Genomic DNA, 24349 nt, shown 5'->3' with positions numbered 1-24349 from the left:
GTCATTTTTTATAACTGTAATATGCTTGCGATTAAGCTGTCGCTACTTCTAGGCCTGGTGCTGGCATAGTCACTGGGGTATCGAATGTTGCCCACTCCCATGCTGACTCAGTCGCCATAATTTTACGAAGTAGTTTATTGTTTAAATCATGGCCTGATTTATAAGCCGTGATTTTACCTAGAATGTTGTGGCCAGTCATAAACATATCGCCCACACAGTCTAAGATCTTGTGTTTAACAAACTCATCGCTGTAACGTAATCCGTTTGGATTAAGTACTTTAAACTCATCCAATACAACTGCGTTATCCATGCTACCACCTAATGCTAGGTTGTTAGCGTGCATATACTCGATATCTTTCATAAAGCCGAAAGTACGTGCGCGGCTGATTTCTTCAGTGAAGCTTTGTGCCGTGATATCTAAACCGATACGTTGGCGGCTTTCATTGATTGCTGGATGATCAAACGCAATTTCAAAATCGATGTGGAAACCATCGTATGGTTCGATCTCAGCCCATTTATCGCCTTCTTCAATACGTACTTTTTCTTTAATACGAATAAAGCGCTTAGCTGCATTTACTTCTTTAATGCCGCCTTTTTGTAACAAATAGATGAATGGTAATGCACTACCATCCATAATTGGTACTTCTGAGCTGTCTAATTCAACAATTAGATTATCAATACCCATTGCCGCTACCGCCGCAATAAGGTGCTCAGTCGTTGATAAGCGAACGCCATCTTTGTTTGTTAAACAGGTACACAGTTGCGTATCACCAACGGCTTCTGGTGTTGTTTCAAAATCAACAACCGGATCAAGGTCTACGCGACGAAATACTATCCCAGTATTTGCGCTCGCAGGTCGGAGAGTAATAGTGACCTTCTCACCTTTATGAAGTCCAATTCCTATGGCTTTGACTACTTCTGCAATCGTACGCTGTTTAATCATAGGTTCGCTCACTTATAGTTACAGTTAGACGGCGAATTGTATCATAAATACATCCAGCTGCCAATTTGTTTATTTATCGAACAAAATAACCAGTAAAAGTCTATTTAGTCAGCTTGCTTTCTAAGAAAAGCAGGGATATCGAAATAATCTCCCCCTTCTGACTTATCAGATTTTTTGCTGCTCTCAGTGCTGCTAGATACTGAGCTGCTCGTTGTACTTTGTTGTACTGGCTCTTGCTTTTCAGACGCAGATGACATGCTTACATCATCGCTGCTACCTTGACTTGCAAAGCTTGGTACATACATGCTGCTAGTTGTTTGGTTCATTGAGCTTTGTACATCAGAACCTGATGCTTTCTTAAAGCCATTATCAACAATACCAAACTGTGGACGACGATCGCCGCCTAAACCTGTTGCAACAACCGTTACACGTAACTCGTCGCTCATTTCAGGGTCAATTACCGCACCCACAACAACTGTTGCGTTTTCTGACGCAAGTGCTTTAACGTGGTTACCAACAATTTCAAATTCTTCAATCGCAATATCCATACCTGCAGTGATATTAACTAGGATACCTTTAGCACCTGTTAAATCGACATCTTCAAGTAGTGGGCTTGAGATAGCCGCTTCAGCTGCTTCTTGAGCACGGTCAGGACCAGACGCAGATGCTGTGCCCATCATCGCAGTACCCATCGCTGACATAACAGTACGTACGTCGGCGAAATCCACGTTGATTAGACCAGAACGTGTGATTAGCTCTGCAATACCTTGTACCGCACCGAATAACACGTCATTCGCTTTTGCGAAGGCATCTAATAGTGTAGTGCCTTTGCCTAAAACTTTAAGCAATTTATTGTTCGGAATTGTAATAAGTGAGTCTACAGTTTCTGACAATTCATTAATGCCTTGTTCAGCAGCTGCAGCACGCTTTTTACCTTCAAAGTCAAACGGGCGCGTTACAACAGCAACCGTTAAAATGCCTAACTCTTTAGCAATTTTAGCAACCACTGGCGCAGCACCTGTACCAGTACCACCGCCCATACCAGCTGCGATGAACACCATGTCAGCGCCTTCAAGGCTGGCACGGATAGTCTCAGCGTCTTCTTCAGCAGAGTTACGACCCACTTCAGGGTTAGCACCCGCACCTAGACCAGAGGTGATTTGTGTACCTAGCTGTACAGTTACATCTGCTGATGAATTACGTAATGCTTGTGCATCCGTATTCGCAGCAATGAAACGTACGCCTTCAATTTGTTGTTTTACCATGTGCTCAACAGCGTTACCGCCGCCACCGCCCACGCCAATTACTTTAATGACAGCTTCTTCGCTGTGCTGTTCCATCATATCAAACATGTTTACTCTCCGACTTGAGTCTTAAAACTCACCTTGGAACCACTTAGTAATACGGTTCCACCAATTATTATCACCTTCAGCTTTCGACTTTTGTGCATTCATCGATTGCATTGTACGGCCGTATTGTAACAAACCAACCGCGGTCGCGTACGAAGGATCATCTACATAATCTGTCAAACCAACAATCCCGATTGGTTTGCCAATTCTGACTGGCATTTGGAAAATGTCTTCTGCCACTTCCATTGCACCTGTCATTTTTGCTGTTCCGCCAGTAATGACGAGACCTGCAGCAATTTGGTCTTCAAAACCTGAGCGGCGTATTTCTTCCATCGCCAACTCGAATAATTCTCTAAAACGTGGCTCAACAACCTCAGCTAAAGTATGGCGCGACATAATACGCGCAGGTCGGCCACCAACACTCGGTACTTCAATTGTGTCTTCGTTGCTTGCCATTTGGCTACTCGCACACGCATATTGTACTTTGAGTGACTCAGCATGTGATATAGGTGTTCTAAATATTTTTGCAATATCACCAGTCACTTGGTTACCCGCCACAGGAATAACCGCTGAATGACGAAGCGCACCATTAATATAAATGGTGATATCCATGGTGCCACCACCGATATCTAACACGGCTACACCGAGCTCTTTTTCGTCATCTGTGAGTACTGAATAACATGATGCCAGTGCAGTGAAGATCAACTGATCCACTTCAAGGCCACAACGCTCAACACATTTCTCGATATTCTTTGCCATATCGTTTGAGCAAGTAATAATGTGCGCGCGAGCTTCCATACGCACACCGCTCATGCCAAGTGGGTTTTTAATCCCCTCTTGCATATCGATGCTGTATTCTTGTGGCAATGCATGTAGCATTTTTCGTTCTGCCGAAATAGGCACTGAACGAGCAATGTGAATGACATTTTCAATATCTTCGTCAGTCACTTCCGTGTTATTAATTGCCACGACACCGCTTTCATTTTGGCACTGGATATGTTTTCCAGAAATACCTAAATAAACAGAGCTAATACGACAATCAGCCATCAACTCAGCTTCATCTATAGCTCGACGAATCGATTCAGAAACAAGGTTAAGGTCGTTAACGCCGCCTTTATCCATACCATGCGATACTTGGCTGCCAACACCCACAATGCTTAGTTTGTTATCTGCGGTGATTTCACCAACGGTGGCCACAACTTTCGATGTGCCAACGTCTAATCCAATCACTAGGTTTCTTTCTGCTGACTTGGTCATGCCTTACTCTTATTTTCTAATTGTTCTTCTTGCACTGGCTTCCAGCTCACTGCAAGACCGGTATCATACCGTAAATCAACAACATCGATTTGTGCATCTGCACGTTGTTCCATGCGCGGATACACGTCAATAAAACGCTGTACACGCTTTGCTTTTTCTTTGCGGCCTAAGTTCAGGCGAATGCCGTTATCAAGCCATAACTGCCACGAAAAGCGCTCAGAAAGCGCTAAACTGGTCAGCTCTAAGTTATTCACTTTGAGCATTTCTTGAAATTGACTAAAAGCAGTCCACGCCTCGATTTCACTGCCTTCTGGGCCATATAGCTGTGGCAAGCTTGTAGGCAATTTATCACTACTTGCTTGGAACACTTCGCCAGCTTGGTTTAACAGTAAGTCACTGTTCCAATGCGCTACAGCTTGATGCTCAACAACGTATACTTGCAAGGTATCTGGCCATTGCTTTCTGACCGATGCCGTTGCCACCCAAGGCAAGCCTTGTACTAAGCGTTGCACATGTTTTACGTCTAATTCAAAAAAACTCGATAAGTCGGCCTTTTTTATTGCACCAATAATTGCTTTCTCATCAGTATATTGGGGTTGCCCAAGTACTGATAAGTGCTTTATTTGTGCGTCTTTGTTCTCTACCAACCAATCTGAGACGCCTGTAGTGATTTTTACTAATGCAAAAATCACTACTAGAAAAAAGCTCACACCAAAAATCAACGACCAATTTAGCTGCTGTTTTAATTGTTGCGCTTTTTCTAAAAAAGGATGCATATTAAAGGGTTTGCTCCAAAATGCGAACAACTAATTGTTCAAAGCTTGCACCATTAGCTTTTGCTGCCATTGGTACTAAAGACTTTTCTGTCATGCCTGGTACTGTATTTACTTCTAATAAGTAAAAGTTACCTTGCTGATCACGCATCGCATCAACACGGCCCCAACCACTTGCACCCACTAAATCAAACGCTTTTAATGCCATATCTTGCAACAATTCAGTTTCTTGCACAGATATATCTGCAGGGCAATGATACTGAGTTGTATTCGATTGATACTTAGCTTGATAGTCATAAAAACCATTTGGCGTCGTCATCTCAATGACAGGCTGAACATCTTGCCCTAGTACAGCAACAGTAAATTCACGGCCAGTGATCCATTGCTCAACAAGCACTTGGCTATCAAACTTAAATGCAGCGTTAAGCGCAGCATCAAGTTGCTCTGCGCTGTTTGCTTCTGCCATACCAATACTTGAGCCTTCATGTGACGGTTTCACCATCACTTTACCAAATTCATTAATAATCGCTTGGCTATCAAACTCATGGCGGCTATCAACAACAGCATAAGGTGCTGTGCTCAGCCCCATTGCCTTAAATAAATGCTTACAACGTACTTTATCCATCGCAAGCGCAGAACCTAAAACATCACTGCCTGTATATGGAATCCCCATAAACTCAAGTGCACCTTGAATGGTACCATCTTCACCACCACGACCATGAAGGGCAATGAATACACGTTCAATGTTTAATTCTTTTAATTGCCATAACGGCTGATCTTTCGGATCAAAAGCAATGGCATCAACGCCAGCACTTTGCAAAGCATTCAATACAGCTTGGCCTGATTTAAGAGATACTTCTCTTTCGGCAGATGTGCCGCCAAAAAGTACCGCTACTTTGCCAAATTTGTCACTTAACTGGCTCATACGTTTACCTGCTTTAGTTGTTCAATAGACAACTCGGTTGCTGCTAACTTTTTCACTAACTGGCCTATGTTACCAGCGCCTTGTGTTAAAACTAAATCATTATCTTGCAGTGTATTTGCTAGGACACCGGCAAGCTCAGAGTTACTAGCAACATGTAATGGCTCTTTACCACGCTGGCGTAAACTACGACATAAACTCTTGCTGTCGGCTCCCACGATTGGCTCTTCACCCGCTGAATACACATCTAGCAGTAATAACTGATCGACATCAGCCAGTACTTTGACAAAGTCTTCGTATAAATCACGGGTTCGACTATAACGGTGCGGCTGATAAATCATCACTAAACGTTTATCTGGCCACCCTTCACGAACCGCCGCAATCGTCGCCGCAACTTCTGATGGGTGATGACCATAATCATCAACTAACATGACATTGCCGCGCTCATTTTCAAAGCTTCCGTAATGCTGAAAACGACGACCCACCCCTTCAAATTTTGTTAGCGCTTCTAAAATTGCATGGTTAGCGATGTTTTGATCTTTAGCGACCGCAATCGCAGCAGTCGCGTTAAGCGCATTGTGCTTACCCGGCATATTAAGCGTAACTGCTAGGCTTTCACCTTGCTTATTTACAACATTAAATGAACAAGTATTCGCTGTTTGGCTAAAATCAACCATTCGGTAATCAGCTTCTGCCGACTCACCATAGGTAATAACAGGACGCCCAAAGCGAGGGATCAGCTCTGCCGCAACCTCAGAGTCAATACACACCACAGCTAAACCATAAAACGGTAAGTTATGAATGAAATCAACATACGTGTCTTTCATTTTTTCTAAGCTACCGCCGTACGTATCCATGTGATCTTCTTCAATATTTGTGATCACAGATACCATAGGCTGTAAATGTAAGAATGACGCATCGCTCTCATCAGCTTCTGCAATTAAAAAGTCACTTTTACCAACCTTAGCATTACTCCCAGCACTGTTTAGCAAGCCACCAATAATAAAGGTTGGATCAAGGCCTGCTTGTGCATAAATGCTCGCGATTAAACTCGTGGTTGTTGTTTTACCATGAGTGCCTGCCACTGCAATACCGTGGCGAAAACGCATTAATTCAGCCAACATTTCTGCGCGGCGAACAATAGGAATACGCGCCGCTTTTGCTGCTTTAATCTCAGGATTTTGCTCGTTAATCGCACTTGATACCACCACCACGCTGGCATCTTTTACATTGTTTTCATCATGACCAATAAATACTTCTGCACCCACTTTAATTAAGCGCTCAGTCATCGCACTGTGCGCAATGTCTGAACCTGTGATGCGGTAGCCTTCAAAAGCAAGTACTTCGGCAATACCACCCATGCCTGCGCCACCAATACCCACAAAGTGGATAGTGTCGATACGACGCATCGCAGGACGAGTGTTGTTTTCTTTCATCGTGCTTTCTTTCACTACTAATCTCTTCTATCTGCTAGTTGCTCACAGCGTTTTGCAACATTGGCTGTGGCATCTAAAATAGCAAGCTGTTTTGCTTTACTTGCCATTGTTGAAATTTTTTCTGGTGCATTTACGTAAGGCGCTAATAACTCAACAACCGCCGCTTGGTTAAACTCACTTTGCTGCATAATCAACGCTGCTTGCTCAGTCACTAAATACTTTGCATTGGCAGTTTGATGGTCGTCGACAGCATGCGGAAAAGGCACAAATAAGGCCATTCTTCCCGCTGCCGCAATCTCACTCACCGTTAACGCACCAGCACGGCAAATTACCAAATCGGCCCATTGATATGCACTATCCATATCATCAATAAATTCAGCGACTTTACTATTTTCAGTTAATCCTAACTGTTGATAGCTGGCAGTCACATTCGGTTCATTATTTTTACCCGTTTGGTGCCATATATTAAGCGTTGTTAGCGCTGAAAGTTCACTGAATACAGCAGGTAAAGTCTCATTTAGTACCTGTGCTCCGAGTGAACCACCTACCACCAGCACATTAATTGGTGTCGTTGTTTGCTTAGCAGTGACATTAGCGACACTTGCTCTGACTGGGTTACCGACTACTTCACATTGTTCTTTTGCAAAAGCCGATGGAAAAGCTGCCAGCACTTTGTTGGCAAACTTCGCTAGCCAGCGGTTACTCATGCCTGCAACAGCATTTTGCTCATGAATAACTAAAGGAATACCTAAGCTCTTTGCTGCAATGCCAGTAGGTCCGGTCACATAGCCACCCATAGCAAGAACAACATCAGGCTTTTGAGTTTTTAAAATTTTACGTGCTTGAAAAATCGCATTCATCACCATAAAAGGGGCTTTAATCAGGCGTTTAATTCCATTTCCGCGTACACCTTTCACATTGATAAAATCAATCTCAATGTTGTGCTTAGGTACTACCGTTGCTTCCATTCTATCAGGCGTGCCAATCCAGCTAACTTGCCAGCCTTGCTGTTTTAAAAAATCAGCCACGGCAATACCTGGAAAAATATGGCCACCAGTACCACCTGCAACAACAAGTAATTTTTTACTCATCGTTTACCTCCACGTGAGGTTGCCTGCTTAGTCGCCATCTTTGTTTCAAAATCTATTCGCAAAAGTACACCTGTTGCTATGGTCATAATTAATAAGCTAGAGCCACCGTACGAAATAAACGGTAGTGTTAAGCCTTTGGTTGGCAAAATACCGGCACTTGCCCCCACATTTACCATGGTTTGAAACGCAAACCAGATACCAATAGCAAAGGCAAAATAGCCTTCGTACTCTTTGCCGCATTGCAGCGCTTTTTGGCCAATTAACAAGGCTCTGAATACAAATACAGCAAGCACAATCAAAATACTAAATACGCCAAAAAAGCCGAGCTCTTCACCAATCACTGCAAAGATAAAGTCATTATGTGCCTCTGGCAGGTATTGCAGTTTTTGTACGCTATTGCCTAAGCCTTGGCCAAACCAACCACCTTGGCTGTACGCCATTAGCGATTGTACTAACTGATAACCTTTACCGAATGGATCTTCCCACGGTTCTAAAAAGCCTGTGACACGAGCCATACGATATGGCTCAGCGATAATTAGCACCACCACTGCAGCAATACCCGTTAAGATAAGGCCGAAAAACTGCCATAACTTAGCACCCGCTAGAAACAACAAACCAACTGTCGTCACAAACAGTACAACTACAGTTCCTAAGTCTGGTTGCATCAAAATCAAAAACGCATACACACCAAATACAGCTAATGGCTTAAAGAAGCCTTTTAAGTTCTCTTGTACTTCTTCACGTTTACGCACTAAGTAACCAGCAATGTAACTAAAGAAATACAACTTGGCGGCTTCAGCGACTTGAAAGCCCACCGGGCCAATAGGTATCCAACGCTTTGCACCGTTCACTTCACGGCCAACAATCAGCACCAAAACCAGCAAACCTAAACCCAGCAACAATAAATAGGCGTTACTGCGCTTCCACCAATCCATAGGCACGTTAGTGGCAATCCAAAACAAGAAAAAGCCCATAACTAAGAACATGCCATGGCGAATGATAATGTGATACGGATTATCAAATAATCGCTCTGCTGTTGGCATAGAGGCACTGGTTACCATCACAAAGCCAACGCCAATCAACATCAACATGCAATACAATAACGGCACATCATAAAGTTGCGGCGATTGTTTTGGTGTTAATGCTTCACGGATGTCAGCAAATGCAATCATACTGCCTCCGCCAATACACACTGCGCAAAGTCATCACCACGTTGCATGTAATTGTTATACATATCAATGCTGGCACATGCAGGTGCTAATAAAACAATATCGCCACTGCTGCTTAACTGTTTTGCTAGTTGCACAGCTTCATGCATGTTGGTGGTGAGGTGACCTTTTTCAGTCAGAGCCACTAACGCTTTAGCATCTTTACCAAAACAAACAAGCGCTTTTACTTTGTTGTTTAAGTATGGCTTTAAGGCATCTAAATCAGCCCCTTTTGCATCACCACCGGCAATAACAACTAATTGCTTTGCTTGATCTGCTAAGCTTTCAATCGCAGCGATAGTTGCACCTACATTGGTCGCTTTAGAATCGTTAAAGTATTTTACTTCATTAATTTCAGCAACAAACTGACAACGGTGTGCAAGCCCAGTAAAAGCACTAAACGCTTGCTGGTAATGCTCTTTAGCAATATCAAACGGGTTCAGTAATGCCATGACCGCTAAGGCGTTTTGTTGATTGTGAGAGCCAAAAACATTTAAGCAGCTTGCTGGTAATACTGGCTTACCGTGTGCTGCAAAGTATTGCTCACCTTGATGTTCAACCAAGGCAAAATCTGCATTAGCGAGCGCAAAGCTCACTTGGGGCTGCTTTGCAGTATGAGTTGCCACATCAATGGCATTAACTACCGCGAGCTCAGAGCCGTTATAAATACTTTGCTTAGAGTCAATGTATGCTTGGTAGCTTGGATAACGATCGAGGTGATCTTCACTCACATTCAATACACAGGCACTTTTTGCTTTTAAGCTGTGTGTGGTATCAAGCTGAAAGCTCGACAGTTCAAGTACATACACATCATAGTCTTGCGATAGTAAATCAAGTACCGCAGTACCAATGTTGCCACCAAGGCCAACTTTATAACCGGCCGCTTTAAGCACTTCAAACGCCAATGTAACTACAGTCGACTTACCATTTGAACCTGTCACCGCAACAATTGGTTTATCAGTTAAACGAGCAAAAAGCTCAACGTCACCAATCACTTCAACACCAGCATCAATCGCTTTTGCTACTGCAGGTGTCGCGAGGCTTAGACCTGGGCTGATGATAATAATGTCATTGCTGGCTAAGTCTGCCTGTTCTAAATCACCAAAGTGAGTCGTTAACTCACTGGCATGCTCATTTAGCCAATCAGCACCCGGCGGCGCTGTGCGGCTATCAACAACAATTGGCTTAATATTCTGAGATAATAAAAAACGCACAATGCCCAGACCGGTTACACCGAGTCCGAGCACTGAAATTTGTTTGTTTTTAATCTCGTTAATAACTGTCATTTACCTGATCTTTAATGTCGCAAGGCCAGCAAGTACTAGCACGATTGAAATAATCCAAAAGCGCACAATTACGCGCGGCTCAGGCCAACCCTTTAATTCATAATGGTGGTGAATAGGCGCCATTCTAAAAATACGTTGGCCACGTAATTTGTAAGAGCCCACTTGTAAAATCACCGACAATGCTTCCATTACGAACACACCACCCATGATGATAAGTACTAGTTCTTGGCGAACCAGCACCGCAATAATACCCAAAGCACCACCGAGTGCTAATGAGCCTACATCACCCATAAATACCTGTGCTGGGTAGGTGTTAAACCATAAGAAGCCAAGTCCAGCTCCCACAATTGCTGTACACACAACCACAAGCTCACTGGCGAGTGGCAAATGCGGAATATGTAGATAGCTTGAGAAATTAACGTTACCGGTTAAATAAGCAATAATGGCAAGTGCTGCCGCCACTAAAATGGTTGGTACAATCGCTAAACCATCAAGGCCATCTGTTAGGTTTACCGCGTTCGACGTACCTACAATTACAAAGTAAGTCATCACGATATAAAACAACCCTAGCTGTGGTAACACGTCTTTGAAAAACGGCACAACTAATGAGGTTTCGCTGCCTTGCTGCGAGGTAAAATAAAGCGCACTGGCAACCACTAAGGCAATCACTGATTGCCAAAAGTATTTCCACTTAGCAATTAAGCCTTTAGGGTCTTTGCGGATCACTTTACGGTAGTCATCAACAAAGCCAACCACACCTAACGAGCCCACGACAAATAAGGTTGCCCAAACATATTTATTTGAAAGGTCAGCCCACAGTAATGTGCTGGTAAAAATCGCCCCTAAAATCAAAATACCGCCCATAGTTGGCGTGCCTTTTTTAGATAGGTGTGACTCTGGACCATCGTGACGAACCACCTGACCAATCTGCATTTTTTGTAATGCACGAATTAGCTTAGGGCCAAAATAAAGTGAGATAAGTAGTGCTGTTAAAATACCTAAAATTGCGCGCAGCGTTAGGTAAGAAAAAACATTAAAACCACTGTAATACTGTGTTAAATATTCGGCCAGCCAAACTAACATGACGATACTCCATTGTTGCCATTTTGCTGGCTATTTACTAAATCTGTGACCACAAGCTCCATACGAGAACTGCGCGAACCTTTTACAACAACTGTGGTTTTTTGCGTCGATTGAGCAAGTTCACTTTGTAATTGTTGTAATAATTGTTCACGGCTTGAGAAGTGGCGGTTTGGCTTTTCAAATACATCACTGGCTGATTTACTTAGTACACCTAGGCTATAAAGTTCATCAATGCCTTTTTGCTGTGCATATTCACCGACTTGTTGATGATAAAAACGCGCTTCTTCACCAAGCTCGCCCATATCACCTAACGCAAAAATACGACGCCCCGGCATATCACTTAATAAATCAATTGCCGCTTTAACCGATTGCACATTCGCGTTGTAGGTATCATCAATAACCGTCAATGTGTCTGACACTTTAAGGACGTTTACACGACCTTTAACTTCCCCCATGGTTGCCAGCGCTGATGCAACACTTTCGAGGCTTACACCCAGCTCAGTGGTTAACGCGGTGGCTATTAATGCATTTGCAATATTATGTTTGCCCGGTAGTGCCAGAGTGACAGGTACTTTTTTATCTTTATTACAAAGCACAAAAGAAGCACGGGCTTGCTCATCAAGCACCACATCTTCTGCCCAATAATCTAATTGTTTGCTAGTAGAAAAAAGTTTTACGTTGCGATCAGTTAATTTATCAAGCCAAAAATCGGCATAGTCACTGTCGCAATTAACTACGGCAACACCATCAGGCTTTAAGCCGTCATAGATTTCGCCTTTGGCCGTTGCTACACCTTGTAGTGAGCCAAAGCCTTCTAAGTGAGAAGCTGCAACATTACATACCACAGCAACATCAGGTTTCGTCATTGCTACTGTGTATGCAATTTCACCAATGTGATTTGCACCTAATTCAATAACCGCATATTGGTGTTGTGGTTCAAGGCGTAATAACGTGAGTGGTACACCAATGTCATTATTAAAGTTGCCTTTTGTTGCCAGTACTTCACCATGGCCAGATAAAATCGCCGCACACATTTCTTTAACGGTCGTTTTACCCACGCTACCTGTGATAGCAATTGTTTTTGGTGCAACCTGTGCCATCACAGCTGCGCCAATTTGGCCAAGCGCAATTCGTGTATCACTGACCACAAACTGCACAATATCGACATTAACAGGACGCGCTACGATGGCAGCTATCGCGCCTTTTTCTTTTGCTTGCGCAACAAATTTATGACCATCAAAATTAGGCCCTTGTAGCGCTAAAAACACTTCATCATCGCACAAAGTACGAGTATCAGTATTGATATTTTTTACCGTTTGATTACCACCTTGGTAATCGGTTGCTAGAACTTTAGCTAGCCAATCAAAATCCATAGGGATCATAACTGCGCCCCTTGCGATTTTTCTTTTAATTGTTGTTGTACATACTGACGATCGCAGAAGTCGATTCGTTGGTCGCCAATAATTTGATAGTCTTCGTGGCCTTTGCCCGCAATTAGAATGACATCATCAGCACCTGCTTGCGCAATGGCATAACTAATAGCCTGCGCGCGGTCTGCTTCACAATGTGCGCGTTCAGGCCGCTCAAGCCCCGCAATCACATCAGCAATAATTGCGTCAGGGTCTTCACTTCTTGGGTTATCACTAGTGACAATAATACGGTCTGCATTAGCTTCAGCAGCTTTTGCCATCATCGGGCGTTTGCCTTTGTCTCTGTCGCCACCACAGCCAAACACACAGCTGACGCCACCTGGAACATGCTTTTGCAATGCTTGTAATGCTAGTGCTAACGCATCAGGAGTATGGGCATAGTCAACAATACAAGTCGGTTGACCTGGCGCACTAAATGCCTGCATGCGCCCAGCAACAGGCTGCAATGATTTACACCCTTCAACAAGTAAATCAAGTGGGTAACCCATACCTAATAAAGTAGCCATTGCAGCGGCTAAATTATATAAGTTGAACTCGCCAAACAGGGTGCAATTAACTTCAGCCTGTCCCCAACTGGTATCGAACTTCGCCGATATACCGGCATTATCGTATGTTACATCGCTGAAATAAACAAAACGCGCATTTTTAGGCGTTAGGTTTTTATGGCCGTAACAAATTAGGTTATTGAAGTCGTATTTTTCTAACCATGCTTCAACTTGCGCATCATCTTGATTAAGCACCACAAGCTCAGGCATATGGTCACGCATTAACATCAACTTCGCATCACCGTAGGCATCCATCGTGCCATGGTAATCTAAGTGGTCACGCGAAAGGTTAGTAAACACAGCGGCTTTAAATTTACACTGATCAACACGTTGCTGAACTAAGCCATGAGATGAGACTTCCATAGCTACAACATCATGCTGTTCTGTTACAAGTTCAGATAAAATACGCTGTAAATCAACGCTCGATGGTGTGGTGTTTGCAAGCTCAGTCAGGTTATCAGGGTGCCCATAACCGAGCGTACCAATCACAGCCGCACGTTTATGACAGTGCTGTGCTAAATGCGCGATCATCGCTGTGGTCGTTGACTTGCCATTGGTGCCTGTCACACCCACTAAATCCAACTGCTTTGATGGTTGCTGGTAAAAAGCAGCTGCAAGTGCAGGCAGCTTTTTCGCTAAATCGGTAACTAAATAAAGTGGTTCAAACTCACTTTCGAACTCACATAAACGGTCAGCAATAACTGCCACCGCACCATTTTCAATGGCTTTTTCAATAAACTGTCCGCCATCGAGTTGATGGCCTTTTATGGCAACAAACACATCGCCAGCTTTTACATCTCGGCTATCAAGACGTAGTTGATTGACCACTAAACTATTGGCCTCAACATCAATATGATTAAGAATCGGTTTTAAATCACGCATCGTTATCTTTGCCTTCTACGTACGCAACCGCATCTTTGTCCGGTGCAACGTTTAGAATTCTTAAGGCATTGGAGACAATCTCTGCAAATGCAGGACCTGCCGTCGCACCGCCGTAATAAACATCTCCACCCGGCTCATTAATCAATACTACTACCGCTAAACGCGGGTTGCTTGCAGGTGCGATACCAGCAAAATAACCAACGTATTCATCACCATAACCACCAACAGCGGCTTTTTTAGAGGTACCTGTTTTACCTGCAGCACGATAACCATCAACGTGAACTTTTTGTGCAGTTCCACCTTTCTCAAACACGCTTTCCATCATGTGAACAACAGCTTCAACATCTTTTTGTTGAAAAACGCGTTCACCTTCTGGTACCGACTCTTGTTTAAGTACAGTCAATGGGCGCATAACGCCGCCTGAACCTAACATGGCATAAAAACGCGCCATTTGTGCGGTACTTACTGCTAAGTTGTAACCAAATGATAGTGCGGCAATTTCATGATCAGACCAGCGGCGATTTGGATAAAATAAACCACTGCTTTCACCAACCATGCCCGTACCACTGTCGCTGCCAAAACCAACTTTTTGATAAAGACCAACAAAGTAATCTTTTGGTAACTCTTGGCTGACCTTAGTCACACCCATATTGCTTGAATATTTTAAGATCTCTCTTAAAGTCATCTCACCATGATTACGAGTATCTTGCACAAGGCTTCCACCTACTCGCATCCAGCCAGGGTAAGTATCAACTATTGAATCCGGTTGAATTACGCCGTAGTCTAAACCAGCTAAAATGGCTAGCGGCTTAACAGTTGAGCCTGGTTCAAATAAATCGGTGATAGCACGGTTACGACGCTTATGCGGCGCAGCATCTGATAAGTTATTTGGGTTAAACGATGGGCTATTTACCATAGCCAACACTTCACCGGTTTTAACATCCACAACCATGGCTGAACCTGAGGTCGCTTTGTACGATAACACCGCTGATTTCACTGCCTTATAAGCAATTGCTTGAATACGTTGGTCGATACTTAAATGAATACTCTCTGGCTCTACACGCTCGCGCTCATCAAGAACTTCTACTTCACGGCCTTGCGCATCTTTACGAATAGTACGCTGACCTTCAACACCGGTTAACGCTTTTTCATAAAGCTTTTCGATCCCCTCAATACCATGACCATCAATGTTAGTAAAACCAATAACATGAGCTGTCACTTCACCGGCAGGGTAATAACGTTTTGACTCATCAAGTAAGTGGATACCTGGTAAACGAAGATCACCAATATAGTTAGCTACAGCAGGGGTAACCTGACGTTTTAAGTAGACAAAACGACGCTTTGGATTATCACGAAGGCGAGAGTTAACTTTACTTGGGTCAATACGTAATACATCCGCAAGTTCACGCCAGCGAATATCATTATTGTAATAAGCGGCAATACGTTTATCTAACTCAACAGTGTTTTCAGCAAGCGCTTGTTGATCTTCACCATTTTTACGTGCTTGACGCAGTACCTTACTGATCAGTGATTTATGTAGTGCTTTAGGATCGGCATACACACTTACCACAGGCACGCTGACTGCCAACTCTTTACCATTACGATCGAAGATCATGCCTCGCTGCACATGTTGTTTTTCAACTCGCACAGTACGTTTATCACTTTCTGAACGCGCTTTATCTGGCTCAATGACCTGTAAAAAAGCGGCACGCGCAACCAGCGTCATAAAGACTAGCAACACCACTGAGCACACGAGCAAAAAGCGCCATGTTATCAAGGTATTCGTTGGCTTTTTCCCTCTGCTTCTCATTGCAGTACCACCACCTGTTCGTCTTGGCTAGTTGGCCGTTTCATTTCTAATTGCATGGTTGCGACTTCTTCAATACGCGCATGCTGCGAATAAAATTCTTCTTCTACAAGCAAGTAACGCCACTCAAGATCAAGTTCATCGCGCTCTTGCAGTAATTTATCTTGTTCAATCAATTGTTGACGCGCCAGATGCGTCACTTGAACCACACTCAAGCTCGAAGCAAGGATCACAACCAACAAGGCCAAGGTCAGCTTATTAGCTCCTAGGCCTTTAAAAATCTCTACAAATAAATTGGGTTGGCGATGTGTCGCTTTAGCTTTCATTACAACCTCTGAGCAACCCTTAGCACAGAACTACGTGAACGCGGGTTAACTTCTATTTCCGCCTTACTCGGCTTAATGGCTTTACCCACTGCCTTTAACGTCAGATTTTTGTTTATTTGTGCGTCCGTCAAAGGCAGACCTCTGGGTATCGCCTCTCCCTTACTCTGTTTTTTTATAAACTGCTTAACAATGCGATCTTCTAACGAGTGGAACGAAATAACGACTAGACGCCCACCTGGTTTTAAAACGTCAACAGCGGCTTGCAGTGCAGTTTGAATTTCTTCAAGTTCACTGTTGATATAAATACGGATCGCTTGGAATGTACGTGTAGCTGGGTGTTTGTGTTTATCTTTCACTGGCACCGCTTCATCGACTAAGTCAGCAAGCTGCTTTGTGCTTGTGATAGCAGTGTGCTCACGTGTTTCAATTATTTTATGAGCGATACGGCGACCAAACTTTTCTTCGCCGTAGGTTTTAATCACATGGGTAATATCTTCAAGTTCAGCTTCAGCTAGCCATTGTGCAGCACTGCGACCACTGGTTGGGTCCATGCGCATATCAAGCGGGCCATCTTTCATAAAGCTAAAACCGCGTTCAGCATCATCAAGCTGTGGCGAAGAAACACCGATATCTAACAAAATACCGTCTACTTTACCGATTAAATCGTTATCTTCGGCAACTGTTTTAAGGTTTGAAAAACGAGTGTGGGCAATCGAAAAACGTGCATCATCAGCAAACTTTTCGGCGGCTTTAATAGCTTGTGGATCTTGGTCAATTGCTTGTAAACGACCTTGCTCACTTAAACGCGCAAGAATTTGTCCAGAGTGCCCACCGCGACCAAATGTGCCATCCATGTAAATGCCTTCGGGTTTAATATCCAAAGCATCTATGGTTTCGTCCATCAGTACAGAGACATGTTCAAATTGCGCTGTCATTAGCTAGTTTTTGCCTTTTTATTATTGTGGTTAGAGTGAGAAGTTATCGAACTCAGGATTCGCCTCAAAATCGCCTAGGCGTTCAATTTCAGTATCTTGGCGCATTTGTTCATGCCAACGATCTTCATCCCAAATTTCAAACTTGTTCATCAAGCCAACCAACATGATTTTTTTTCCAAGTTCTGCATGTGCGCGTAACGACGGCGCCAGCAAAATTCGGCCATTTTTATCTAGTTGATACTCTGTAGCGTTACCGAGCAGCATACGTTGCATACGGCGAGCACGTGGATTCATGTTCGAAATCTTTAATAATCGTTCTTCAATTTCGAGCCATTCTGCTAGCGGGTATAACCACAAACAAGGTTCATTTAAGGCCACAGTGCAGATAACCGTTCCCTGATCTTCAGACAAGATCGCATCTCGGTACTTAGTTGGTACCGCAAAGCGTCCTTTATCATCCAAACTCAGAGAGCTCGCACCCCGAAACATAACTTGCCTTAAAAATAGGTTGTTAATCGTTAATGATTATTTCCGATCCAGTTTGATCCACTAAAAACCACTTTTTACCACAGTGCTCCAGTTTAGGGCTTGACAAGCCATTTTGTCAAGTAAGCAGATCATCATAAGCGCCTTGTGAAGCCAGAAAAAATAAGGCCTCAAGCAAAGCCTATGAATTACGTGGGAAAAAGTGGAAAACATCGAAAAAAAATATTTTTTCAATTTTCTTGGCGATGTATTAGGGAAAAATGGTTAATGAATAACCAATGAATAATTACAAAATTATCGAATGTTGTAATTTTTACTTAATCACCCTGCAAGAGTTACGAATGTTCTCCCTCCGATAGCTGATTAAAAATTATAACGCATTGAAAAAGTTAGTTTTTACTGTTTGGTATGAAGGTTGCGATAGGTTAGCTACCAATTAAATGGCAATTTTTAAGGAATGATTATGACTACCGCAACTTCTAAATCGAACTCAAGCACAGAAACTAATAGCAGTGCAAACTCGAACGCGGCTCAAGTAGAGGCGCCATTCACAGAAAAAGCAACTGAAGCAGCACATCACGCTGTTGATGCACTTTCAACTCGTGCAGCAAGTGCTGAACATAGTGTTCGCCAAGGCGCATCGAGCTCTGCTCAAACGCTATCTGAAAAGCAAGCTGTAGCACGCGCTAAAATTAATGAGTACAGTGGTAAAACTCGTAAGCTTGCATCAGAAAACCCACTTGCAACAGCAGGTATTGCCTTTGCTGCAGGCATGTTAGTAACTGCTCTTATTCGTCGTAAGTAATTGTTATGCAGTCTTCTCAATCTACAGATGAGAAAACGCAAGATGCCACTGAACAGCCGTTAAACGCTGATCAGTGGCAAGATCATCTTGCTAAATTATCTGATTACGGCAAACAGCTATACATTGACTACCGTGAACAAACTGGAACTTGTAAAAAGCTTGCAGCTGCTGAATGGCGCTTATCAACACGCTCACTCGCCTTAACTATTATCCTACTCGTCTGTCTTGCAGGCGGCTTGGTGCTACTTTGGGCTGGTCTACTTGCTACTGTAGGTATCGCAATATTTAGCTTTAGCCAATCATTGTGGTTAGCCGCTATTTCACTGATTGCATTACAACTGCTATGCCTTGCATGGCTTTGGAAAAATATTGGTTATGTAAGTAGTAAGATAGGCTTTGATCACACGCTAAAAAGCGTTCGCCAATTATTTAATATTAATAAGGATGAATGATGTTAATTGATTATTTTATTAATAAACCACAGCACAGAGTGACTGAACTAAGCCAACAAATGGATCTACAAGATGAGCTTAAACGTCAACACCATCAAGCATTCAAATACCGTTTAAAACGCTTTGCAGTAAGTAAAGTAGGTATTGCCAGTGCCTTCACTGCGGGAATGGGCTACGAAGCACTTAATAACTCAGACCACAAAGACGGTAAATTGAAACAAGTCAGCCGCTTCAGCTGGTTACTGCGTTTGTTGTGATCTTTATCATGTAATGTTTGCTTTTTACTTCTCTTTGCCACCTATTTTCATTACCTTAAACACAAACGAGCAATTTGTGAGAATGTAAGGTGAAAAAAAGGATTGTATTAACAGGCGGCCCTGGCGGTGGTAAAACAACAGCCATCGATCTATTAAGACGTGAATTTTCTAATCAAATTGTTGTTGTACCAGAGTCTGCGACCATGCTGTTCAGCGGTGGTATAGAACGTGGTGATGCAACTCACCTCATTAAAGCTCACCAACAAGCTATCTTCAGCTTACAAAAACACCTTGAACATATTCAGCGAACCATGCACCCAGATCGTTTAATGCTTTGCGATCGTGGTAGTTTAGATGGGCTTGCCTATTGGCCCGGTGAGCAAGATGAGTTTTTTCAGTGTTTAAACACCAGCCTAGAAATCGAACTTAACCAATATGATGCAGTGATCTTTTTTGAAACAGCTGCTAAGTCTGGGCAAAGTATTCATTCTAATAACCCTGTTAGAAACGAATCTGATCAGCAAGCCATAATGCTTGATGACAAACTGCAAGCTGTTTGGTCACAGCACCCTAACTTTAATCTAGTGAAAAGTTCAGAGTCATTTATTCAAAAGGTGATGTTTGGCATCGACACTATCCGCAAGGTCATGGATAGTTATAACTAACAGCTTAATCAGTCATTAAACTGTTAGTTATCAGACTCTATTAACCACGATTATGTGGTCGAGCGTAGTCTATATCAGGCCCTTTTGGCACAACTTGAGTTGGGTTGATCATGGTGTGGCTAAAATAGTAATGACGTTTTATATGATAAAAATCAACGGTCTTACTTACACCTTCAATTTGATATAACTCACGTAAATAGTTGCTGATCGCCGGATAGCTCTCAATAGTACGCAAATTACATTTAAAGTGGCCCACATAAACACTGTCGAAGCGAATTAAAGTAGTAAATAAACGCCAGTCGGCCTCAGTCAATGTATCACCCACTAAATAACGATTAGCTGTTAAGCGTTGCTCAATCTTATCTAGAGCAGCAAAGAGATCATCAAAGGCTTCCGTGTAAGCTTCTTGCGTTGTCGCAAAGCCTGCACGATACACCCCATTATTAATGTTGTGATAAACAAACTCATTAACTTCATCAATTTCAGAACGTAATGATTGCGGATAAAAGTCGCGTTCATTACCTGTTAGGGCATTAAACGCGCTATTAAACATTCTGATAATTTCAGCAGATTCGTTGCTAACAATACGCTGCGTTTTTTTATCCCAAAGCACGGGAACCGTAACACGACCTGAATAATCGGCTTTGTTACGCGTATAAATTTGATGCATAAATTCGCTATCGAAAAGTGCATCACCGGTGCTGTGATTGTCTTTATCAAAGGTCCAGCCATGCTCTAGCATGTCAGGACTTACAACCGACACACTGATATAATCTTCAAGGCCTTTTAAATGGCGAAAAATCAAAGTGCGATGAGCCCAAGGGCAAGCTAAAGAGACATAAAGATGGTAACGATCTTTCTCAGCTTTAAAGCCCGCATCACCACTTTGCCCTGCACTGCCATCTTCGGTAACCCAGTTACGTAACTGGGCTGCCTCACGTTTGAACTCACCTTGATTGTTATCGGTGTCGTACCATTTATCATGCCATTGGCCATTTACTAGTAATCCCACAATAACCTCCTATAGTGTGCCAAATTTACCTAGCTGATAGTCACGTACTGCTTGCTGTAACTCAGCTTGGGTTGTCATTACAAACGGGCCCATATGAGCGATTGGTTGCTTAAGCGGCTCACCGGCTAGAATTAACGCCCCAGCACCAGTTTGCGAGTTAAACTCAATGTTGCTGCCAGGCTCTAAAATCAATAAGCTGCCTGCTTTAACTGGGCCGCCCTGTTCAGTATGAATTTCTCCAGTATGGATATAAATCATCACCTTAGTTTGCGCTAATGGTGCATGGTAAAACTGCGTACCAGCCGGTAAAGTCACATCAGCAAGCATACCATCAGCGGCGAGGTCTTGTAGGCTTGATACCTGCTCTTCACCGGCAAATTGCCAACTTCCAGCCAACGCTTTAAGCTCAACACCTTGCTCATTTTGAGTCGTTGGTGCTGGCGCTTCAGTGGTATCTTGATAACGTGGTGCTCTTAGTTTCTCGGCACTTGGCATATTGAGCCAAATCTGAAAGCCGTGCATGCCTTCTTTGGCATCCGCTAATGGCATTTCACTGTGGATCACACCAAAACCGGTACTCATCCACTGCACATCACCAGCACGAATCGCTTTTTTGTTACCCATTTGATCTTGGTGCTCAAAGCCACCTTTAATAATATAAGTAAAGGTTTCAATACCACGGTGAGGATGCGCAGGAAAGCCACCCATAAAATCACTGTGATCATCTGACTTAAGCTCATCGATCATTAAAAAAGGGTCTAAATACTTGCCATCAAAGCCAGGAATACGACTGATGTTTACGCCGTCACCATCTTGTGTGGCATGACTATTTAATTGTTGAATCACTTTCATAACTTTACTCCCGTAAATTGTATGAAATGATTGTAGGCGCTAATTTAACTAACAACCATGAGTAAAATTAGCGCTAATCATTCTATTTTTAAGAATGCTCATTTTGTTGTCTGGTTAATCTATCAGCCACTGTAGCACCCCGCTCTCCAACTTCTTTCTCTGGCCCTATGGTGCTATCTACTAAGGTTTGTTGTTCAGCACTTGCATTAATGGCCGCACCAAAAATGATGATGTATGCGCTGATATAAAGCCACATCAACATGATCACCACCCCCCCTAACGAACCATAAGTTTCGTTATAACTCGCAAATTGCGATACATAATATGAAAAACCGATTGATGCGATAATCCACAGCAACGTGGCAAGTATTGAACCTGGTGTGATCCAACGCCATTTTGCAGGCGTTCTATGCGGTGCATAGCGATATAAAAATGCTAATGCGCAATTAAAAATAATGGCTAATAGCGGCCAAGTAATAAGCTGAATCATTAAATCGATAAGCTCAGTTAAGCCAACTAAGTTAAGCACTATCGGTAAAATACCAATGATCAATAACGCCACCAGCGCAACCACAATAGCACCTAGCGAAAATAAAAAGCGCACCACTAATGCCATAAAAAACTGGCGCTTGTTACGCTGATGGTAGGTAATATTACAGGCAGTGATGAGAGCTTGGCAGCCTTTGCTGCTACTCCAAACAGTCAATAATAAAGTACCTATGGCACTTGCACTCAATACCTTTTGCGATTGCTGAGTGATACCACTAACCTGTAGCAAAATGATGTCACGGCTACTTTCAGGTAAAATGGCAATCACTTTATCAAGCTGATCATAAATATCTGTTGGCGAGGCAAAATATGCATACACAGAGACAATAGCCGCCAGCGCAGGGAAAATAGCCAACAAGGCATAAAATGCCACACCCGCCGCCACAAAAGATAAATTGTCTTGTGATAGGTTGTGATAAACCCGCTTGCAGATATCCCACCAGCCTCGCATTGGGATCTCCATCGGTGAGCGAGCTTGGTAACCTCGATTATCCTTACTCATAAACGACCTAAAAAATTGCCTTTAACACTCTCAAACTGCAAACAACTTGCCAGTAATAATGGCGTCTGAATTGCATTAAGCTAAGCTTATAAAAACAGTATAAAGGTCCATGGAGCGGTGCGATGAATTATTATTTACTTATTAAAAATCAATTGGCTAGTTTGTTAAACCCCACCATTTGGGTAACATCGCAAGCAATCCCTGAGAGCTTATCTTGGCAAGACTTAAACTCTCAAATTACGCAGTTTTTACATACTACATGGCAAATGTTACCTGCACTGACACTCGGTATTGTAGCCATCATTGCTTGCTACTTATTAGCCCGCCCTTTGTCGTATTTATTAATCAAACCGCTTGGTTTTGTCAGTGAAAGTAAACTTTTGCATGTAGTGACTAGGCGCTTTTTTAGCATCATTATCATCTTGTTTGGCGTGTACTTATTTTTGCGTCTTGCAGGGCTCACCAGTTTTGCTGTGGCGATTATGAGTGGAACTGGTTTAGTTGGGCTTATTTTAGGTTTTGCTTTTCGCGATATCGCCGAAAACTTTATTTCAAGTATGCTGCTTAGTGTCCAGCGCCCTTTTCGTATTGACGATGTTATCGAAGTTGATGGTCGTTTAGGGGTAATTAAAAAAGTTACGGCTCGCGCCACCACCTTGGTTGATTTTGATGGCAATCACATTCAAATCCCTAATGCGACCGTATATAAAAACGTCATTAAAAACCTCACTGCGAACCCAAAAATGCGGGGTCACTTTAATGTTGGCATTGGCTACGATAATGACATTCGCTATGCCCAACAATTAGCAATGAAGGTGGTTAATCAACACCCTGCTGTTATTAATGATCCGCCAAGCCAAGTGTTAATTGATTCATTAGGCTCCGCGACTCTTAATCTAACCATTTATTTTTGGGTCAATAGTAACGAACACAGTACTATCAAAGTGGCATCACAATTAATGCGAGAGCTGGTCAATACCTATTTAGCAGAGCAAATAAGCATGCCTGATGATGCTCGCGAGCGAATTATTTTAAATAGCGAAAACGACACCGAGCAGCCAAACAATAATGTAAGTGCAGAGCCAAAAACAGCGAAATCACTCGACGACCATAGCCTTGATGACGTTAGCAGTGATGCCGATGATATTCGCGAACAAGCCGATCAATCTCGCGATCCAGAACAAGGTAGCAATATAATTTAAAATACTTATGGGCTAGGCTTCATCATTAGGTTTATCTTGCATAGCGCGTTTAAACCCTTTGACTGACGTCCCTAAATCTCCACCTATTCGGGATAACTTTTTTGTGCCAAATAACAGCACCACAATTGCAGCAATAATGGCTAATTGCCAAACACTAATTCCTGCCATAACAACCTCATTTTAAAATAAAAGCGCCCTTACAGGCGCTTGTTCAACACTAACACTAGGAATACTAAAATTATACCAATCCGCAATAATACTTAGTCATTTTGAGGGATTAAACCTGTCGCTACC

25 protein-coding genes are annotated in these 24349 nt (G+C 42.9%); 5 read left to right on the top strand and 20 right to left on the bottom strand.

What is annotated here, in order from left to right:
* Positions 1–31: 31 nt before the first annotated feature.
* The 16 genes from lpxC to mraZ all read right to left on the bottom strand — a co-directional run bounded on the left by lpxC (position 32) and on the right by mraZ (position 17762).
* On the bottom strand, positions 32–943 hold the full coding sequence (gene lpxC, locus AN213_RS16995) for a UDP-3-O-acyl-N-acetylglucosamine deacetylase (RefSeq protein WP_036971181.1): 912 nt from the start codon (positions 941–943) through the stop codon (positions 32–34).
* A gap of 104 nt (positions 944–1047) precedes the next feature.
* A complete protein-coding gene (ftsZ, locus tag AN213_RS16990; RefSeq protein ID WP_054561045.1) occupies positions 1048–2295 on the bottom strand; it encodes a cell division protein FtsZ in 1248 nt (415 codons plus the stop codon).
* Between the two features lie 21 nt (positions 2296–2316).
* Positions 2317–3549 (bottom strand): cell division protein FtsA, encoded by a 1233-nt coding sequence (gene ftsA / locus AN213_RS16985; RefSeq protein WP_054552726.1) that lies wholly within the window; start codon positions 3547–3549, stop codon positions 2317–2319.
* Positions 3546–4325, bottom strand: a complete 780-nt coding sequence (locus tag AN213_RS16980; RefSeq protein ID WP_054561046.1) for a cell division protein FtsQ/DivIB — start codon at positions 4323–4325, stop codon at positions 3546–3548. The genes ftsA and AN213_RS16980 overlap by 4 nt, the downstream gene beginning before the upstream one ends.
* Before the next feature lies 1 nt (position 4326).
* A complete protein-coding gene (locus tag AN213_RS16975; protein ID WP_054561047.1) occupies positions 4327–5247 on the bottom strand; it encodes a D-alanine--D-alanine ligase in 921 nt (306 codons plus the stop codon).
* On the bottom strand, positions 5244–6680 hold the full coding sequence (gene murC, locus AN213_RS16970; RefSeq protein ID WP_275669095.1) for a UDP-N-acetylmuramate--L-alanine ligase: 1437 nt from the start codon (positions 6678–6680) through the stop codon (positions 5244–5246). The genes AN213_RS16975 and murC overlap by 4 nt, the downstream gene beginning before the upstream one ends.
* A 17-nt stretch (positions 6681–6697) precedes the next feature.
* Entirely contained in the window at positions 6698–7771 is a 1074-nt protein-coding gene (gene murG, locus AN213_RS16965; protein ID WP_055199210.1) for an undecaprenyldiphospho-muramoylpentapeptide beta-N-acetylglucosaminyltransferase, read from the bottom strand.
* On the bottom strand, positions 7768–8943 hold the full coding sequence (gene ftsW / locus AN213_RS16960) for a cell division protein FtsW (protein WP_055199209.1): 1176 nt from the start codon (positions 8941–8943) through the stop codon (positions 7768–7770). The genes murG and ftsW overlap by 4 nt, the downstream gene beginning before the upstream one ends.
* A complete protein-coding gene (murD, locus tag AN213_RS16955) occupies positions 8940–10265 on the bottom strand; it encodes a UDP-N-acetylmuramoyl-L-alanine--D-glutamate ligase (RefSeq protein WP_055199208.1) in 1326 nt (441 codons plus the stop codon). The genes ftsW and murD overlap by 4 nt, the downstream gene beginning before the upstream one ends.
* Positions 10266–11348 carry a phospho-N-acetylmuramoyl-pentapeptide-transferase gene (gene mraY / locus AN213_RS16950; protein WP_054561052.1) on the bottom strand — a complete coding sequence of 361 codons (1083 nt, stop codon included), beginning with the start codon at positions 11346–11348 and terminating at the stop codon, positions 10266–10268.
* Positions 11342–12730 (bottom strand): UDP-N-acetylmuramoyl-tripeptide--D-alanyl-D-alanine ligase, encoded by a 1389-nt coding sequence (gene murF / locus AN213_RS16945; RefSeq protein ID WP_055199207.1) that lies wholly within the window; start codon positions 12728–12730, stop codon positions 11342–11344. Before murF ends, mraY begins: the two co-directional genes overlap by 7 nt.
* Complete coding sequence (gene murE / locus AN213_RS16940; RefSeq protein WP_055199206.1) at positions 12727–14205, bottom strand: UDP-N-acetylmuramoyl-L-alanyl-D-glutamate--2,6-diaminopimelate ligase; 1479 nt, start codon at positions 14203–14205, stop codon at positions 12727–12729. The genes murF and murE overlap by 4 nt, the downstream gene beginning before the upstream one ends.
* A complete protein-coding gene (locus AN213_RS16935) occupies positions 14198–16015 on the bottom strand; it encodes a penicillin-binding transpeptidase domain-containing protein (RefSeq protein ID WP_054561055.1) in 1818 nt (605 codons plus the stop codon). Before AN213_RS16935 ends, murE begins: the two co-directional genes overlap by 8 nt.
* Entirely contained in the window at positions 16012–16338 is a 327-nt protein-coding gene (gene ftsL, locus AN213_RS16930; protein ID WP_054561056.1) for a cell division protein FtsL, read from the bottom strand. The genes AN213_RS16935 and ftsL overlap by 4 nt, the downstream gene beginning before the upstream one ends.
* Positions 16338–17273 carry a 16S rRNA (cytosine(1402)-N(4))-methyltransferase RsmH gene (rsmH, locus tag AN213_RS16925; RefSeq protein ID WP_054561057.1) on the bottom strand — a complete coding sequence of 312 codons (936 nt, stop codon included), beginning with the start codon at positions 17271–17273 and terminating at the stop codon, positions 16338–16340. Before rsmH ends, ftsL begins: the two co-directional genes overlap by 1 nt.
* A gap of 30 nt (positions 17274–17303) precedes the next feature.
* A complete protein-coding gene (gene mraZ, locus AN213_RS16920) occupies positions 17304–17762 on the bottom strand; it encodes a division/cell wall cluster transcriptional repressor MraZ (protein ID WP_054552739.1) in 459 nt (152 codons plus the stop codon).
* Positions 17763–18222: 460 nt separating this feature from the next.
* Between mraZ and AN213_RS16915 the strand changes: the two genes are divergently transcribed.
* The 4 genes from AN213_RS16915 (at position 18223) to AN213_RS16900 (ending at position 19938) form a co-directional block, all read left to right on the top strand.
* On the top strand, positions 18223–18564 hold the full coding sequence (locus tag AN213_RS16915; protein ID WP_054561058.1) for a hypothetical protein: 342 nt from the start codon (positions 18223–18225) through the stop codon (positions 18562–18564).
* Between the two features lie 5 nt (positions 18565–18569).
* Positions 18570–19016 carry a hypothetical protein gene (locus AN213_RS16910; protein ID WP_055199205.1) on the top strand — a complete coding sequence of 149 codons (447 nt, stop codon included), beginning with the start codon at positions 18570–18572 and terminating at the stop codon, positions 19014–19016.
* Positions 19016–19273, top strand: coding sequence for a hypothetical protein (locus AN213_RS16905; protein ID WP_054561060.1), 258 nt, complete (start codon positions 19016–19018; stop codon positions 19271–19273). Before AN213_RS16910 ends, AN213_RS16905 begins: the two co-directional genes overlap by 1 nt.
* Positions 19274–19362: 89 nt before the next feature.
* The gene (locus tag AN213_RS16900; protein ID WP_055020775.1) at positions 19363–19938 is read left to right on the top strand and encodes an AAA family ATPase; all 576 of its coding nucleotides are present in this window, start codon (positions 19363–19365) and stop codon (positions 19936–19938) included.
* Positions 19939–19978: 40 nt separating this feature from the next.
* On the opposite strand, the gene AN213_RS16895 is transcribed toward AN213_RS16900, so the two are convergent.
* The 3 genes from AN213_RS16895 to AN213_RS16885 all read right to left on the bottom strand — a co-directional run bounded on the left by AN213_RS16895 (position 19979) and on the right by AN213_RS16885 (position 22853).
* Positions 19979–20950 carry a glutathione S-transferase family protein gene (locus AN213_RS16895; RefSeq protein ID WP_055020776.1) on the bottom strand — a complete coding sequence of 324 codons (972 nt, stop codon included), beginning with the start codon at positions 20948–20950 and terminating at the stop codon, positions 19979–19981.
* Between the two features lie 9 nt (positions 20951–20959).
* Entirely contained in the window at positions 20960–21802 is an 843-nt protein-coding gene (locus tag AN213_RS16890; protein WP_054561063.1) for a pirin family protein, read from the bottom strand.
* Between the two features lie 88 nt (positions 21803–21890).
* Entirely contained in the window at positions 21891–22853 is a 963-nt protein-coding gene (locus AN213_RS16885) for a YihY/virulence factor BrkB family protein (protein WP_054561064.1), read from the bottom strand.
* Positions 22854–22975: 122 nt separating this feature from the next.
* Between AN213_RS16885 and AN213_RS16880 the strand changes: the two genes are divergently transcribed.
* Positions 22976–24055 carry a mechanosensitive ion channel family protein gene (locus AN213_RS16880; protein WP_055199204.1) on the top strand — a complete coding sequence of 360 codons (1080 nt, stop codon included), beginning with the start codon at positions 22976–22978 and terminating at the stop codon, positions 24053–24055.
* 12 nt (positions 24056–24067) lie between these two features.
* Here the strand turns inward: AN213_RS16880 and tatA are convergent, their stop codons facing one another.
* Entirely contained in the window at positions 24068–24223 is a 156-nt protein-coding gene (gene tatA / locus AN213_RS20110; RefSeq protein WP_082401550.1) for a twin-arginine translocase TatA/TatE family subunit, read from the bottom strand.
* Between the last annotated feature and the right edge of the window lie 126 nt (positions 24224–24349).

This window comes from Pseudoalteromonas sp. P1-8 (genome assembly GCF_001399985.1).
Taxonomy (GTDB): domain Bacteria; phylum Pseudomonadota; class Gammaproteobacteria; order Enterobacterales; family Alteromonadaceae; genus Pseudoalteromonas.
The sequence above is the reverse complement of the archived record's forward strand: the minus strand, read 5'-3'. Positions and strand labels throughout refer to the sequence as shown.

Bases quoted from the DNA above. Each gene is read 5' to 3' on its own strand.
- murF (WP_055199207.1), bottom strand. From the start codon at position 12,730: ATGATCCCTATGGATTTTGATTGGCTAGCTAAAGTTCTAGCAACCGAT.
- ftsA (WP_054552726.1), bottom strand. From the start codon at position 3,549: ATGACCAAGTCAGCAGAAAGAAACCTAGTGATTGGATTAGACGTTGGC.
- murE (WP_055199206.1), bottom strand. From the start codon at position 14,205: ATGCGTGATTTAAAACCGATTCTTAATCATATTGATGTTGAGGCCAAT.
- ftsL (WP_054561056.1), bottom strand. From the start codon at position 16,338: ATGAAAGCTAAAGCGACACATCGCCAACCCAATTTATTTGTAGAGATT.
- AN213_RS16890 (WP_054561063.1), bottom strand. From the start codon at position 21,802: ATGAAAGTGATTCAACAATTAAATAGTCATGCCACACAAGATGGTGAC.
- ftsZ (WP_054561045.1), bottom strand. From the start codon at position 2,295: ATGTTTGATATGATGGAACAGCACAGCGAAGAAGCTGTCATTAAAGTA.
- AN213_RS16935 (WP_054561055.1), bottom strand. From the start codon at position 16,015: ATGAGAAGCAGAGGGAAAAAGCCAACGAATACCTTGATAACATGGCGC.
- mraZ (WP_054552739.1), bottom strand. From the start codon at position 17,762: ATGTTTCGGGGTGCGAGCTCTCTGAGTTTGGATGATAAAGGACGCTTT.
- AN213_RS16975 (WP_054561047.1), bottom strand. From the start codon at position 5,247: ATGAGCCAGTTAAGTGACAAATTTGGCAAAGTAGCGGTACTTTTTGGC.
- mraY (WP_054561052.1), bottom strand. From the start codon at position 11,348: ATGTTAGTTTGGCTGGCCGAATATTTAACACAGTATTACAGTGGTTTT.
- AN213_RS16980 (WP_054561046.1), bottom strand. From the start codon at position 4,325: ATGCATCCTTTTTTAGAAAAAGCGCAACAATTAAAACAGCAGCTAAAT.
- tatA (WP_082401550.1), bottom strand. From the start codon at position 24,223: ATGGCAGGAATTAGTGTTTGGCAATTAGCCATTATTGCTGCAATTGTG.
- rsmH (WP_054561057.1), bottom strand. From the start codon at position 17,273: ATGACAGCGCAATTTGAACATGTCTCTGTACTGATGGACGAAACCATA.
- AN213_RS16910 (WP_055199205.1), top strand. From the start codon at position 18,570: ATGCAGTCTTCTCAATCTACAGATGAGAAAACGCAAGATGCCACTGAA.
- murD (WP_055199208.1), bottom strand. From the start codon at position 10,265: ATGACAGTTATTAACGAGATTAAAAACAAACAAATTTCAGTGCTCGGA.
- murG (WP_055199210.1), bottom strand. From the start codon at position 7,771: ATGAGTAAAAAATTACTTGTTGTTGCAGGTGGTACTGGTGGCCATATT.
- murC (WP_275669095.1), bottom strand. From the start codon at position 6,680: ATGAAAGAAAACAACACTCGTCCTGCGATGCGTCGTATCGACACTATC.
- AN213_RS16905 (WP_054561060.1), top strand. From the start codon at position 19,016: ATGTTAATTGATTATTTTATTAATAAACCACAGCACAGAGTGACTGAA.
- AN213_RS16885 (WP_054561064.1), bottom strand. From the start codon at position 22,853: ATGAGTAAGGATAATCGAGGTTACCAAGCTCGCTCACCGATGGAGATC.
- ftsW (WP_055199209.1), bottom strand. From the start codon at position 8,943: ATGATTGCATTTGCTGACATCCGTGAAGCATTAACACCAAAACAATCG.
- AN213_RS16880 (WP_055199204.1), top strand. From the start codon at position 22,976: ATGAATTATTATTTACTTATTAAAAATCAATTGGCTAGTTTGTTAAAC.
- AN213_RS16915 (WP_054561058.1), top strand. From the start codon at position 18,223: ATGACTACCGCAACTTCTAAATCGAACTCAAGCACAGAAACTAATAGC.
- lpxC (WP_036971181.1), bottom strand. From the start codon at position 943: ATGATTAAACAGCGTACGATTGCAGAAGTAGTCAAAGCCATAGGAATT.